Here is a 13938-nt window from a genome sequence, read left to right as displayed (position 1 = left end):
TTCCCCGGCGCGGGGATCTCTGCCGACCGACGGAACCCTACGAGGGGGTGTCCGACGGCGTCGTGGCCGGGGGTTCGGCGCGGATGCCCGTGATGACGACCGTGATGAGGCAGAACGCGATGACCGTTTCCGCCCAGAGGAAGGCGATGTAGTCGAGCAGGCAGCCGATGGGCGGAGCGCCCGGGGCCGTGTTGCGGAAGGCGGCCAGCGCGAAGAGGGTCGCGGCCATCCAGCCGAGGGCGGGCCAGGTCAGGCCCTTACGGCGGGTGACCAGGTACCAGCCGCCGATCAGGACCGAGACGGCGAGCGCCCACATGGCGAGCATCATGAAGATCGCGAAGATGAACACGCTGGTGGACCGCGCCAGGCCGATGTCGAGGACCGCGATGCCCTGCGTCGTCGAGGCGTCGACCGTCGCCGAGAAGAGGACGTCGTTGTTGGAGAGCGTGACGCGGACCGGGACCTTCTCCCCGCCGAGCACCGCACCGAATTCGACGTCCGCCGCGTAGGAGTCGAACGGGTAGTCCGTGATCGAGCCGCCCGTCAGGGCCACCGGTACGTCCGTCGTGGCGATGCGCTGGTGGGCCTTGAAGGTGAGATCGCCCCGGGTGGCCGTGGACGTCTGGATGGTGAGGTCCTCGGTGGGGGAGACCCCGTCGGCCTCGGCCAGGGCGCCCCGAGGAGTGACCAGGACGCGCAAGGTCATCTCGCGGCCCGCGGCGTCGACGCGCTGGATCGTGGCGCTGACGTCGACGCGGTCCCGGTCGGCACGCCCCGCCGTGTACACCGTGTCCAGGGCCTGGCGCTCCCCGAACTGGAGCCACGCTCCCACGGTGACCGCCGCCACGATGGCGATCAGGACCAGGCCCGGCAACAGCGGGACGCGGCGCGCGGGCCGTGCGGGGCGGTGGGAGTTCGACAAGGTGGCTCCGGTGGTGCGGGGGTGCGGGGGTGCGGGGTTACGGGGTCGTGCGGGGCGGCGCCGGGGCGTGACCGCCCGCGGACGGATCAGGCGGCGGGCTTGCCGGGCTGGTCGTGCGTCGAGCAGTGGATGCCGCCGCCGCCCGAGGCGATGGTGTCGATCTTCACCATGACGACGTCCCGCTTGGGGAAGTGCTCGCGCAGGATGCCGCGGGCGCGGTCGTCCGCCTTGCGGTCCCCGAACTGCGGCATGAACACCGAGTCGTTGGCGACGTAGAAATTGGCATAGGTGGAGACGAAGTCGTCGCCCTCACCGGTGATCCGGTTCAGGTCGGGCTGCGGCAGATCGATGACCTCGAAACGGCGGCCGCGGGCGTCCGTCGACTTCGACAGGACGGACTTCGCCTGGTCGGCGGAGCGGGACCAGGAGTCCGGCGGGGTGCTGGGGTGGGCGCGGTCCAGCAGGACCACCCCGGGGGCGGTGAAGCGTACGAGGCTGTCCACGTGCGCGTCGGTGATGTCCTCACCGCGTACGCCGGCCAGCCAGATGACCTTCTGGACGCCCAGGGTCTGCTTGAGCTCGGCCTCGATGGTGTCCCGGGACTTCCCCTTGTTGCGGTTGTCGTTGACGATCGAGCTCTCGGTGACCATCAGCGTGCCCTCGCCGTCGGTCTCGAAGGAGCCGCCCTCGGCGACCAGCGGGGCCTGGACCCGGGGGATCCCGTACTTCTGCAGCAGCAGGCGCCCCACCTGGGCGTCGTTCGGGTGCTCCTGCTTGTTGCCCCAGCCGTTGAAGTTGAAGTCGACGCCGACGACCTTGGAACCCTCCTCGACGAAGACGGGGACGGTGTCGCGGGCCCACAGGTCGTCGACGGCCAGCGGGATCACCTCGACCTGCGAGCCGACGGCCTTCTGGGCCGCGTTCACCTGGTCGGGGCGGGCCATCATGATCACTTCTTCGTAGCCGCCGACGGCCCGAGCGATCCGCGCGATGTCCTCGCGGACGTAGGGCAGGTCCTGCTCCCAGACCGAGGCGAGGGCCGGCCAGGACATGAAGGTGCGGGTGTGGCTCTCCCACTCGGCGCCGAACCGGCGCTTTCCGTCCGCGGCGGGCAGGGGCGAGCCGCCGGGGCCGGGCTGCTCACCGGACTCGGCGGGACCGCAGGCGGCCGCACCGAAGACGGCGGCGCCGATCCCGGCGAAGGTGCGGAGGACGGACCGGCGGGTGGGGGGAGTGAACGACACGAGGGGACTCCGATCGTGTGCTGGCGGAGCGAGGGGCATCCGGCCAGAGCGGGCACGGGAGGCGTGGCAGACGCCGGCGGGCCGGGCCCTATCCAAAGGGTGCACGCTTTGCACCGAGAACGTCCGGTACGCACGGGTAAGTAGTGCGGCCGGATGTCGCCCACTGTTGCACTGACTGGAATTTCAGTCAATTTACGCAGCGCGGGAACCGAGTCGCCCGATCTCGACCCCGATGGCTCCACGCATCAGGTCGCGGGCGTGTTCCACGGGCACCAGGCCGCTCAGCCAGCGGCTGCTCAGGCCTTCCAGGAGGGCGGTCAGCCGCTCGGCGGCGGCGGTGACGGCGGCGCCGGGCGCGGCCGGGCACACCGCGGCCAGCAGGTCGGCGACCTCCTCGACCCAGGCCGCTCCGGCCGTGGTGAGCTCGTCGCGCAGTTCCGGGTCGAAGATCGTGTGCGCCCGCAGTTCCCCCCAGGCCGTGCTGTTCTCGCGCACCTCGGGCAGATCCTGGAATTCGAGCAGCAGGATCCGCTCCAGGCGTCGGTGCGGCTCCATGGTCGGGGGCGCGGCGCCCACCCCGGCGGCGGTACCCGACCCGGTGGCGGCGCCCGGTTCGTCGGCGCCGCCCGGTTCGCCGGTGGCGCCCGTGTAGCGGTCGGCCCGGTCGCTGATGAAGGCCAGGGCGTGCCGCAGGATGCCGGTGCGGTCCTTGAAGTGGTAGTAGATCAGGGCGGTCGACACGTCGGCCTCGACCGCCAGATCGCTCACCCGCAGCCCGCGGACCCCGCGTCGTGCGATGACCCGGGCGGCGCCCTCCAGGATGGCTCTTCTTCGATCCGACACCGGTCGATCCCCCTTTCTGGCGATGTGCGTCTCGCATTGTCACACATTGACTGAAACTTTAGTTAGCGGCACGATGCGCCCCAGGTCATTGCGCCCCAGGTCATTGCCTCAGCGCATCGCATCGTTGAAAGAGCCACCGCATGTTCGCTCAGCTTCCCGGCGTACAGTCCGCCCTCACGGCCCTGTCCGCCGACGACCCCCACGAGATCGGTGGCTACCGCCTCCACGCCCGGCTCGGTTCCGGCGGCATGGGCGTGGTCTACCTGGCGTACACGCCAGGAGGCCGGCCCATCGCGCTGAAGGCCGTCCGGCGCGAGTTCGCCGCGGACCCCGAGTTCCGTGAGCGGTTCGCCCAGGAGGTGGCGAGCGCCCGGCGGATCCACGGGCTCTTCACGGCACAGGTGGTCGACTCGGGCGAGGACGACCACACCCCGTGGCTGGCCACGGCCTACGTCCCGGGCCCCTCGCTGCACCAGGTCGTGCAGCGGCACGGGCCGCTGCCGGTACGGACGGTGCTGCTGCTCGTCGCCGGCGTCGCCGAGGCCCTCCAGGAGATCCACCGGGTGGGCGTCGTCCACCGGGACCTCAAGCCGGCGAACGTGCTGATCGCCGGGGACGGGCCGCGAGTGATCGACTTCGGTATCGCGCGCGCCGCCGACGCCGCCGCCCTGACCGGTGTGGGTCTGCGGATCGGTACCGCCGCCTTCATGGCGCCGGAGCAGGCGCTGGGCCACCCGGTGACCTCGGCGACCGATGTCTTCGCGCTCGGGGCACTCACCGGGTTCGTGGCCGGCGGGGTCCCGCCCTTCGGCAACGGGCCGGAGTCCGGAGCCCTGTACCGGGTGGTCCACGAGCAGCCGGACCTCGGTCGGATCCCGCACGAGCTGCACGAGCTGCTGGCATGGTGCCTGGCCAAGCACCCGCAGGACCGTCCCACCACCGCCGACCTGATCGCGGCCGTCCACGCGCACCCGCTCGTGGGCCCGCGGCCGGAGTTCACCGAGGGCTGGCTTCCCCGGCCGGTGCTGGAGGAGGTCGGGGGCCGGGTGGACGCCGGCCCGGCCGGGGGGTCCGGTTCGGGTGCGGGCCACGCGGCGGCCGGCTCGGCCGCGGGGGCCGCGGGAGTCGCTCGGCCGGGCACGCCCGTACCGGAGCACCTCCAGGCGACCAGGGCGGCGGCCGCGTACCCCGCCTCCGGGCCGGGCGGGACCATGCCGTACGCCCCGAGCCCGAGGGCGACGCCGCTGCCGAGCCCGACGCCGAGCCCCGGCCCTGGCCCGCAGCAGGCCCCGGCCCCGGGCTCGGCCTCGACCCCGACCCCGCCCACCGGTCCGGTTCCGAACCCGGCGGCCCCGGTTCCCCCGGCGCGGCGCGACCGGCGGCGCGGCCGGAGCCGGCTCCCCGTGGTCGCCCTGGCCGCAGCGGCGCTGCTGGCCTGCGGCGGCGGCGCCTACTGGTTCGGCCTCCCCGCGGAGGAGGGCGACGCCCCCACCGCCGGACCCGCCACCGGCGCGTCCCGGCCGGCGGTGTCCGCGTACGTCCCCGGATATCCGCGGACCGAGCTCACCACCCCGGATTCCGGCTACGAGTTCGACCTACGCGCCGGGAAGGTGGTCCCCGTCGAGAGCGCCGCCTGGTACCTCGCACGTGGCTCCGACGCCTTCCTGCTGTCCGAGGAGTCCGACGCGTACGTGGCCGACGGAAGCGGAAAGCTGACCCCGGACGACTGCGCACGCGGCATCGAGACCCGGCCCGTGACGACCTTGCCGTTCACGTCGCTCGCGAAGGAGCGTCCCTTCTGCGTACGCAGCCCTGACCAGCGCGAACTCGCGATCGTGCGGCTCGTCGAGGCGACCTCCGCCGGTTCCGTGACGATCGCCGTCGACCACTTCCGCGCGAAGTGATCCCCGAAGCGGAATCACGTCCGCGCGCTGGCGCGACACACGGGAAAGATCGGGCGAATAGTTGACTGAATTTTCAGTTAGGGCCAGGATGCCGTTCATCCCGCCCCTCCTCATCAGGGAGTCACCATGGATATGAACCCCCGCACCTCACGACGCCGCATGCTCCAGTTCGGCGCGGCGGCCCTGCCGCTGGCGGCTCTCGGCTCCGCCCTGCCCTGGCAGGCGCAGCCGGCCTCGGCCGCGCAGAGCGGCTCCGGCACCCTGCGCATGCCCGCCGAGACCGACCGGCACATCCGTACGTACATGGCCTGGCCGGCCCTCTCGTCGGTGTGGGGCGACGGCCTCGCAGCGGTGCGCAGCGACATCGCCGAGGTGGCCCACGCGATATCGCGCTACGAGCCGGTGGTGGTGCTGGCCCGCCCCGGCCAGGCCGCCGAGGCCCGCTACCGGTGCGGAGCGGGCGCGTACCACGGCATCCAGGTCCTCGACATCCCCAACGACGACCTCTGGATCCGCGATTTCGGCCCCACCTTCGTCGTCGCCCCGGGTGCCATCGCCGGCGTGGACACCAACTTCAACGGCTGGGGCAAGGCGGGTACGAAGTACGCGCAGCCTTTCACCAACGACGCGGCTGCGGCCCGCACGCTCCTCGCCGAGTACGAGGTGAACCGGATCCGCGCGGGCTTCGTCGGCGAGGGCGGCTCGCTGGAGACCGACGGCGAGGGCACCCTGCTGGCCACGGTCAGCTCGATGGTCAACGCCAACCGGAACCCGGGCATGAGCCAGGCCCAGGTCGAGCAGGCCATGAAGGCGGCGCTCGGCATCGACAAGGTGATCTGGGTACCGGGCCTCGCTGGCCAGGACATCACCGACTGCCACATCGATTGCCTGGCCCGCTTCGTCGCCCCCGGCCGCGTGATCCTCGACAGGCCCGGCCCCGTCGCGGACAAGAAATGGGTGGCCGTCTACGAGGAGACCAAGCGGGCCCTGCAGAGCGCCACCGACGCCCGGGGTCGCCGCCTGGCCGTCACCGAACTGCCCGGACCGGACCGTCGGGAGATCCGCGGCCGGGGCGAGGAGTTCCTGTCCAGCTACACCAACTACTACACAGCCAACGGGGCCGTGATCGCACCGCAGTTCGGCGACGCCTACGCCGACGGCGTCGCCTACGCCATCCTCCGGGACGCCTACCCGTCCTACCGCGTCGAGCAGCTCCCGATCGACGGCATCGCCTCCGGCGGCGGCGGAATCCACTGCGCCACCCAGTCGCACCCGGCCGTACCGCCCGCGCTCTGATGGCCGGGCCGCCCCGGCCGGCGCGGCCGGTCCCGCCCGCCGGGGCGGCCCGCGCGCCGGCCGGCACTCCTGGTGACGGGCCGCGTACGTACGCACCCGATCATCCCGGTAGGGTGCGGAGCATGTCGTCTCGTAGTACTCAGATCCTCGAAGCCGCCGCCCGGGTGATCGCCCGGCGCGGTGTACGCGGGCTGCGCGTGGAGGAGCTCGCGGCCGAGGCCGGCGTCTCCACCGCCCTGATCTACTACCACTTCAAGGACCGCACGGGCGTGCTGCGTCAGACGCTGGAGTTCATCAACGACCGCGCCGAGCGCTACACCACCGACCGCGACCCGGACGACCCGCCGCTCACCCCGCTCGAAGAGCTGGAGGAGACCCTCCTGCTGGAACTCCAGGACACCGTGGAGGTGAGGGAGAACAGCTCGGCCTGGGGCGAACTGCGGGCCAGCGCCGTCTTCGACGAGGTCCTGCGCGAGGACCTGGCACGGGCGACCCTGGTGTGGGTCCAGGAGGTGGCCGCCCTGCTGGGCCAGGTCCGGCCGATGGTGCCCGCCTCCGCCCTCGCCGCGGCCGCCGAGCGGCTCACCGCCCTGTTGGAGGGGCTGAGCATGCGCTGGCTGAGCGGCGGCATCAAGATCGACCACGCCCGTGAGCTGATGCGGGGCGCCGTCGACGCCGAGCTGGCCGGGCTCGAGCGGGCCTGACGTACGCCGGCCGGGGCCGCTTCGCGCCCCGGCCCGCCCCGCGCGCGCCTCCTTCCCGTCTCCCACCCGTCCCCAACTCGTCTTCCGCCGGACTCCGGTGTTTCCCTGCAGACCCAGGTCTGTTCAAACTCTTGACTGAATTTTCAGTCAATGCCAGAGTGAAGATTCCGAGCAGGGAGGGCCGATCCTTCCGCCCCCTCGGACCGCCGGCCGGCCCGTGCCACCTCACGGGCCGCGCCCGGCCCGTACTCCTCGACGCATACGGCAAGGTCGGCGACGCCACCCTCCGCCGGGGCGGCGCGAACGCCGGAACCGGGCTCGTGACGCTCGACGGCGAACCTTCACACTCCGAGCCGGCCCAGCTGAACCGCCTCCACTTCCTCCGGCCGCGTCCTCCATCGCCCCCCGCTTCCTCCCTTGCCCCGCCCTTCCTCTTGACTGAATTTTCAGTCGAATGGAAGACTCCACCCACGCAAGAAATGAGACATCTGATGACCGATTTCCGTATGCCCGCCGAGTGGTCCCCGCACGACGGCTGTCTGATGGCCTGGCCCACCCGCGAGGATCTGTGGGGCAGCGTGCTCACCGAGGTGAGGGAGGAGTACGCGAGCGTCGCCCGCGCCATCGCGGCGTTCGAGCCCGTGACGATGGTCGCCCCGCCCGGCTTCGGCGACGACGCCCGCGCGCTGTGCGGTGACGGCGTCACCGTCATCGAGCTGCCGCTCGACGACTCCTGGTTCCGTGACTCCGCCCCGCTCTTCGTCCTCGACGGCGACGGCAACCGCGCCGGGGTGGACTTCCGCTTCAACGCTTGGGGCCGCAAGCACCACCCGTTCGACTCGGACGACCGGATCAGCGGCCTGCTGCTGGAGCACCTCGGCATCGAGCGCATCCCCTCCGGCATGATCCTCGAAGGCGGGGCCGTCACCGTCGACGGCGAGGGCACGCTGATCACCACCGAGCAGTGCCTCCTGCACCCCAACCGCAATCCCGGCATGAACCGCGACCAGATCGAGGCCGAGCTGAAGTCCCGGCTCGGCGTCACCAAGGTCATCTGGCTCCCGTACGGCGGCCTGCTCGACACCGAGACCGACGGTCACGTCGACGGTGTCTGCGCGTTCGCCGCCCCCGGCACGGTCGTGATCTCGCTGCCCGCCGACCCGGACCACCCCGACCACGTCCGGATGCGCGCCAACCGCGCCGTACTGGAAGCCAGTACCGACGCCCTCGGCCGTCGCCTGGAGATCATCGAGGTGCCGCAGACCGCCTTCGCGGACCTGGCCGACGGTGAGATCGAGGTGTCGTACCTCAACTACTACGTCGCCAACGGCGGCGTCGTCGTCCCGGTGGCCGGCGTGCCCCAGGACGAGGAAGCCCTCGCAGTGATCGCCACGGCCTACCCGGGCCGCAAGGTCGTCGGGGTACGGGCCCTCGCCATCGCCTTCGGCGGCGGCGGCGTCCACTGCATCACCCAGCAGATCCCCGCAGTGCGGACCACCGTCTGACCCGGGAAACCGGCCGCTCCCGGCGGACCGCTCCGGCGGTCCGCCCGCTCCTCCCTCCCGCATCCCTCACGGAATAGAGAGCGCGACGATGACCACCACCCCGCCCCGCACCGGCAGACGCTTCCGCGGCCGGCGCGACCGGCTCGGCCCCGTTGCCGTGGCCGCTACCGCCGCCCTGACCGTCGTCTGTCTGCTCGCGGCCTGCTCCGGACCGCCCAAGGAGAAGGCCGGCGGTGTCACCGACGTCAGGCTGTCGGCCTCCACGCCCGAGGCCCACGGCGAGATCGACTCCTTCACCTGGGCCGTCTACGCCGAACCGCCCACCCTCGACTACACGGTGGCCTTCGACTACCCGCAGAACACCGTCCTGTCCAACGTGTGCGAAAGCCTGATGCGCTGGACCCCGGGCCTCACCATGGAACCCGGTCTCGCCCAGAAGGCGTCCAACCCGGACCCCACCACCTGGGTCTACGACCTGCGCCCCGGCGTGCGTTTCCACGACGGCAAGGAGATGACCGCCGACGACGTGGTCTTCAGCCTCGGCCGCCAGAAGGACCCCGACAACGCGGCCGCCTGGGCCCAGGTGTTCCAGAACGTCGCCTCGATCACCAAGAGCGGCCCGCTGCAGGTCACCGTCAAGCTCGACAAGCCCGACTCGCAGTTCCCCCAGTACATGGCCACCGCCGCCGGCGTGGTCGCCTCCAAGTCGACCGTAGAGGCGGCCGGCAAGGACTACGGCACCACGGGCGGCCTCGGCTGCACCGGTCCCTTCAAGCTCGGTACGTGGAACAAGGGCCAGTCGATCGAGTTGGAGCGCTTCGACGGCTACCGGGGCACCAAGGCCAAGTCGAAGAAGGCCGTCTTCCGCGTCCTGACCGACCCCTCCGCCCGGACGAACGCCATGCTCAGCGGGGAGGCCGACGGCGGATACCTGATCCCCACCGAGAGCTACGCCCGCCTCAAGAACAGCGGCACCGGCACCCTCTACTTCGGCGAGGGCCTCAGCACGGTCAACGTCAACGTCACCGACATGCAGGGCCCGCTCGGCGACATCCGCGTCCGCCGCGCCCTGTCCCTGGCCCTGGACCGCTCCGGCTTCGTCAAGGCCGGCCTCGGCGGGGCGGGCACCGTCACCAACTCCCTCACCACCCGCGCCGCCTGGGCCGCCGCCCCCGAGCGCACCCTGAAGACCGCCTTCGACAGCCTGCCGCCCACCGGCCAGGACATCGAGAAGGCCAAGGCCTTGGTCAAGGAGGCCGGCGCCACCGGCAAGACGCTCACCGTGGCCACCAGCTCCATCGGCCAGGACGTCTCCCTCCTCGCCACCGCCGTCCAGGCGGCCGGCACGCAGATCGGCCTGGACATCCAGCTGAAGACGATCGCCCCGAACGCCTTCACCGCGCTGTTCACCGACCCCCAGGCGCGCGAGGGCATCGACATGTTCCCGCTCACCTACTACGACTCGATCACCGACCCGCTCGACCTGCTGCAGAACTTCAGGACCGGCGCGTACATGAACTTCGCCGGCTACAGCGACCCCGAGTACGACAAGCTCGTCGACCAGGCGAGCGCCGTCTACCCGGTCGAGCAGCGGATGGACATCGAGGCGAAGCTGCAGCACCACGCCTCGGAACAGCTCCTGTGGATCCCCGTCGCCGAGTGGCCCACCGCGCTGTTCATGAACAACCGCATCACCGGCGCCCCCACCACCATCTCGTACATGTACTACCCGTGGGCCGCCGACGTGGGGGCCGCGCAGTGAGTTTCGTCAGATTCGCGCTACGCAGGGTGGCGGAGATGGCCGCCACCCTGCTGACCGCCTCGTTCGTGGTCTTCGGAGCCATGTACCTGGCACCCGGCAACCCGGCGAGCTTCCTGCTCGCCGGCCGCTCGGCCTCCCCGGAGGCCCTCGCCTCGATCAACGCCCAGTACCACCTGGACGACCCCTTCCTGCTGCGCTACCTCCGGTGGCTGGGCGACATCCTGCAGGGCGACTTCGGGCGGTCGATCACCTACCGCACCGACGTCTCGCGGCTGTTGGCGGACCGGCTGCCCATCACCCTGATGCTCATCACGATGTCGCTCGCCGTGGTCGTCGCCGTCGGCCTCCTCCTCGGTCGGATCGCCGCCGTCCGCGGCGGGGCCACCGACTCCGCCGTCCTCGTCACCACGACCTTCGCCGTCGGCACCCCGTCCTTCGTGGCGGCGGTCCTGCTCCAGGGCCTCTTCGCCGTCAACCTCGGCTGGTTCCCCAGCAGCGGGGCGGGCGACGGCGGTCTCGGCGACATGCTGTGGCACCTCACGCTCCCCTCCGTCGCCCTCGCGCTCTACCTGATCGGCATGCTCGCCCGGGTCACCCGCTCCGCCATGCTCGAAGCCCTCGACAGCGACCACGTCACCGTCGCCCGCAGCCGGGGCGTCCCCGAACGCCAGGTCATCAAGCGCCACGTCTTCCGCAACGCGCTCGGCACCGTCCTGACCACCGGCGGCCTCGTCGTCTCCACGCTGCTCGTGTGCACCATCCTGGTGGAGACGGCCTTCAGCATCGGCGGGATCGGCCAGCTCCTCGAACTGTCCACCACCACCAAGGACTTCCCGACCGTCCAGGCGATCTCCCTGATCATCGTCGCCCTCTTCATGATCGTGAACCTGATCGTGGACCTCCTGCTGCCCCTGGTCGACCCCAGGGTCACCCTCGGAACGAGGAGCGCCGCCGTATGACCGCCGTCCTGACCCGCCGGCCCGGCCTCTCCCGGATCCGCGCCGCAGGCTCCCCGCTCCACCTGATCTGCCTGGTGCTCGTCGCCGTCGTCGTCCTCGCCGCCCTGCTCGCCCCCTGGCTCGTACCCCACGACCCCAACGCGGTCGACCTCGGCAACGCGTTGGCCGCACCCGACGCCGCGCATCCGCTCGGCGTGGACGCGGCCGGCCGCGACACCCTCTCCCGGCTGCTGCTCGGCGCCCGTACCTCACTGCTGGGACCGCTCGGCGTCGTCGCCTTCTCCACCGTCGCCGGCATCGCCATCGGCACGGCCGCGGCCTGGCGGGGCGGCTGGATCGACTCCGTGCTCTCCCGTAGCACCGAGCTCGTCTTCGCCTTCCCCGGCATGCTGCTCGCCATCCTGATCATCTCGGTCTACGGGGAGGGGCTGCTCGCCCCGGTCATCGCGCTCGCCGTGGCCTACCTGCCCTACGTCAGCCGGCTCACCCGCTCCCTGGTCCTGGCCGAACGAGCCCGCCCGTACGTCAGCGCCTACCAGGTCCAGGGCCACTCCGCGCTGCAGATCTGCCTGCGCCACATCCTGCCCAACATCGCCCCCGTCGTCCTCGCCCAGTCCACCATCAACTTCGGCTACGCCCTGATGGACCTGGCCGGACTGTCCTTCCTCGGGCTCGGCGTACCCGCCCTCACCCCCGACTGGGGCCGCATGGTCTTCGACGGCCAGACCGCCATCCAGCACGGCTACCCGCTGTCCGCGATCCTGCCCTGCGCCTTCATCGTGCTGACCGTGGTCGCCTTCAACGTGGTCGGCGAACGCTGGGCCGACCGTGTCGCCAGGAGGTCCCGATGAGTACGCCGCACCCCACGCCGCACCCCACGCCGCACCCCACGGAACCGGTGCACACCCTCGACGTCCAAGGGCTGCGGATCACCCTGCCCGGTACCGCCCGACCCGTCCTCGACGGCGTCGACCTCACGGTTCGCGAAGGTGAGACCGTCGCCCTCGTCGGCGAGTCCGGCTCCGGCAAGAGCCTCACCTCGCGGAGCGCCCTGAACCTGCTGCCGTCCGGAGCCGTCGTGGAAGGAGCCGTACGGGTGGCCGGCGAGGACGTCCTCACCATGAGCGCCGACCGGCTGCGTACGGTACGGGCCTCCGCCGTGGCCATGGTCTTCCAGGACCCGCGCGCCGCCGTCAACCCACTGCGCCGCATCGGGGACTTCCTCACCGAGAGCGCCACGCTGACCCGGGCCATGAGTCGGGCCGAGGCGACCGCGCGCGCCGCCGAACTCCTGCGGGCGGTCGGCCTGGAGCCGGCGGTGATGCGCAAGTATCCCGGCCAGGTCTCCGGTGGCATGCTCCAGCGCGTGGTGATCGCGGCGGCCCTCATGGGGGACCCGGTGCTCCTGCTGGCCGACGAGCCCACCACCGCGCTGGACGTCACCTCGCAGGCCGAGGTCATCGCCCTGCTGGCCGGGCTCCGCGCCCGCTTCGGCACCGGCCTGCTGTTCGTCACGCACGACCTCGACCTGGCGGCGGCCATCAGCGACCGCGTCTACGTCATGTACGCGGGCCGGATCGCCGAGAGCGGGCCCGCCGAGGCCCTCTTCGCGCGCCCCCGACACCCGTACACGGCCGCCCTGCTGGCCTCCACCCCGCGGATGGACGGCCCGCGCGGCCGGCTCGCCGCCATCGAGGGGCAGCCGCCGGACCTGCGCCAGGCCCTGCACGGCTGCGCCTTCGCCGCCCGCTGCCCGCTCGCCACCGAGGTCTGCGACCGGCAGGTCCCCCTGCCGGTGGCCGCCCCGGGCCGGCCGGGACACCTGGCCGCCTGCCACCACAGCGACCGGCTCGAAGGGAGCACCGTCGATGCCCGATAACGGACCGGGTCTTCCCGGCAACGTGCTGGAGGTCACGGGCCTACGCCGGTCCTACGGAGCGGTACGCGCCGTGGACGACGTGTCCTTCGTCCTGCCCGAAGGAGGCTCGCTGGGGATCGTGGGGGAGTCCGGTTCCGGCAAGACCACCACCGCGCGGATCATCGTGGGCCTGGAGCGTGCCGACGAGGGCGAGGTCCTGGTCGGCGGCCGGAACCGGACCGCGCGGGGCGAGGGCCGCGGCCGTGCGCGGCGCCTGGCCCGCGCCCGGGAGGTCCAGATGGTCTTCCAGGACCCGTACCTCTCCCTCGATCCGCGCACCGGGGTCGAGGCGGCCCTGCGCGAGACCCTGCGCCTGCACTTCCCGGGCCGTGACCACGGCAAGCGGATAAGGGAGTTGCTCGACCAGGTGGGTCTGGGCACCCGAGCCGCCGACGCCCTGCCGCGAGAGCTGTCCGGCGGCCAGCGTCAGCGCGTCGCCATCGCCCGCGCGCTGGCCGTCGAGCCGTCCGTGCTCGTCCTGGACGAGGCGGTCGCCGCGCTCGACGTCTCCGTACAGGCGCAGATCCTCAACCTGCTCGCGGACATCAGGGAGCAGACCGGCATCGGGTACCTCTTCATCACCCACGACCTGGGCGTCGTACGGTGCGTGACCGACGAGATCGTCGTGATGCGGCACGGCCGGATCGTCGAGGCGGGCGCCACGGCCGAGGTGCTCGCCGCACCCCGGCACCCCTACACCCGGCTCCTGCTGGAGTCGGTGCCCCGCCCGGGGTGGGACCCGGAGGCGATCGCCGCGGCCCGCCGGGCGCTCTAGGCCGTCTCTTCCGGATCTTGCCGGGCCCGCGACGCCCGGCACCGCACCCGGCCGCGTTGTCGGGGCGACCGAGTACGTCCGGTACACGGGCGCCCCTCCGCCTTGC

General features: G+C 72.0%; 12 protein-coding genes. 9 read left to right on the top strand and 3 right to left on the bottom strand.

The features are described from left to right. Positions 1 to 37: 37 nt before the first annotated feature. From BCL76_RS00840 to BCL76_RS00830, 3 genes are all read right to left on the bottom strand, one after another. Positions 38 to 922, bottom strand: coding sequence for a DUF4436 domain-containing protein (locus BCL76_RS00840; protein ID WP_258309174.1), 885 nt, complete (start codon positions 920 to 922; stop codon positions 38 to 40). 86 nt (positions 923 to 1008) lie between these two features. Then, positions 1009 to 2166 (bottom strand): agmatine deiminase family protein, encoded by a 1158-nt coding sequence (locus tag BCL76_RS00835; protein WP_109777313.1) that lies wholly within the window; start codon positions 2164 to 2166, stop codon positions 1009 to 1011. A 192-nt stretch (positions 2167 to 2358) separates the two neighbouring features. Next, positions 2359 to 3009 carry a TetR/AcrR family transcriptional regulator gene (locus tag BCL76_RS00830; RefSeq protein ID WP_109777312.1) on the bottom strand — a complete coding sequence of 217 codons (651 nt, stop codon included), beginning with the start codon at positions 3007 to 3009 and terminating at the stop codon, positions 2359 to 2361. A 140-nt stretch (positions 3010 to 3149) separates the two neighbouring features. Here BCL76_RS00830 and BCL76_RS39515 point away from each other — a divergent pair, with 140 nt between their 5' ends. The 9 genes from BCL76_RS39515 (at position 3150) to BCL76_RS00785 (ending at position 13832) form a co-directional block, all read left to right on the top strand. Next, positions 3150 to 4913, top strand: a complete 1764-nt coding sequence (locus BCL76_RS39515; protein ID WP_258309173.1) for a serine/threonine-protein kinase — start codon at positions 3150 to 3152, stop codon at positions 4911 to 4913. A gap of 126 nt (positions 4914 to 5039) precedes the next feature. Next, positions 5040 to 6209, top strand: coding sequence for an agmatine deiminase family protein (locus BCL76_RS00820; RefSeq protein ID WP_109777311.1), 1170 nt, complete (start codon positions 5040 to 5042; stop codon positions 6207 to 6209). A gap of 122 nt (positions 6210 to 6331) precedes the next feature. Continuing rightward, positions 6332 to 6913 (top strand): TetR/AcrR family transcriptional regulator, encoded by a 582-nt coding sequence (locus tag BCL76_RS00815; RefSeq protein WP_181382385.1) that lies wholly within the window; start codon positions 6332 to 6334, stop codon positions 6911 to 6913. Positions 6914 to 7404: 491 nt separating this feature from the next. Then, positions 7405 to 8418, top strand: a complete 1014-nt coding sequence (locus BCL76_RS00810) for an agmatine deiminase family protein (protein ID WP_109777309.1) — start codon at positions 7405 to 7407, stop codon at positions 8416 to 8418. 88 nt (positions 8419 to 8506) lie between these two features. Beyond that, positions 8507 to 10180 carry an ABC transporter substrate-binding protein gene (locus BCL76_RS00805; RefSeq protein WP_109777308.1) on the top strand — a complete coding sequence of 558 codons (1674 nt, stop codon included), beginning with the start codon at positions 8507 to 8509 and terminating at the stop codon, positions 10178 to 10180. Next, complete coding sequence (locus BCL76_RS00800) at positions 10177 to 11139, top strand: ABC transporter permease (protein ID WP_109777307.1); 963 nt, start codon at positions 10177 to 10179, stop codon at positions 11137 to 11139. The genes BCL76_RS00805 and BCL76_RS00800 overlap by 4 nt, the downstream gene beginning before the upstream one ends. Further along, complete coding sequence (locus BCL76_RS00795) at positions 11136 to 11990, top strand: ABC transporter permease (protein WP_109777306.1); 855 nt, start codon at positions 11136 to 11138, stop codon at positions 11988 to 11990. The genes BCL76_RS00800 and BCL76_RS00795 overlap by 4 nt, the downstream gene beginning before the upstream one ends. After that, a complete protein-coding gene (locus BCL76_RS00790; RefSeq protein ID WP_109777305.1) occupies positions 11987 to 13018 on the top strand; it encodes an ABC transporter ATP-binding protein in 1032 nt (343 codons plus the stop codon). The genes BCL76_RS00795 and BCL76_RS00790 overlap by 4 nt, the downstream gene beginning before the upstream one ends. Beyond that, positions 13008 to 13832 carry an ABC transporter ATP-binding protein gene (locus tag BCL76_RS00785; protein WP_109777304.1) on the top strand — a complete coding sequence of 275 codons (825 nt, stop codon included), beginning with the start codon at positions 13008 to 13010 and terminating at the stop codon, positions 13830 to 13832. The genes BCL76_RS00790 and BCL76_RS00785 overlap by 11 nt, the downstream gene beginning before the upstream one ends. Positions 13833 to 13938 lie beyond the last annotated feature (106 nt).

Origin of the sequence: Streptomyces sp. CG 926 (genome assembly GCF_003148825.1) — a bacterium.
GTDB lineage: Bacteria > Actinomycetota > Actinomycetes > Streptomycetales > Streptomycetaceae > Streptomyces.
The sequence above is the reverse complement of the archived record's forward strand: the minus strand, read 5'-3'. Positions and strand labels throughout refer to the sequence as shown.

Bases quoted from the DNA above. Each gene is read 5' to 3' on its own strand.
- BCL76_RS39515 (WP_258309173.1), top strand. From the start codon at position 3,150: ATGTTCGCTCAGCTTCCCGGCGTACAGTCCGCCCTCACGGCCCTGTCC.
- BCL76_RS00820 (WP_109777311.1), top strand. From the start codon at position 5,040: ATGGATATGAACCCCCGCACCTCACGACGCCGCATGCTCCAGTTCGGC.
- BCL76_RS00815 (WP_181382385.1), top strand. From the start codon at position 6,332: ATGTCGTCTCGTAGTACTCAGATCCTCGAAGCCGCCGCCCGGGTGATC.
- BCL76_RS00810 (WP_109777309.1), top strand. From the start codon at position 7,405: ATGACCGATTTCCGTATGCCCGCCGAGTGGTCCCCGCACGACGGCTGT.
- BCL76_RS00805 (WP_109777308.1), top strand. From the start codon at position 8,507: ATGACCACCACCCCGCCCCGCACCGGCAGACGCTTCCGCGGCCGGCGC.
- BCL76_RS00795 (WP_109777306.1), top strand. From the start codon at position 11,136: ATGACCGCCGTCCTGACCCGCCGGCCCGGCCTCTCCCGGATCCGCGCC.
- BCL76_RS00790 (WP_109777305.1), top strand. From the start codon at position 11,987: ATGAGTACGCCGCACCCCACGCCGCACCCCACGCCGCACCCCACGGAA.
- BCL76_RS00785 (WP_109777304.1), top strand. From the start codon at position 13,008: ATGCCCGATAACGGACCGGGTCTTCCCGGCAACGTGCTGGAGGTCACG.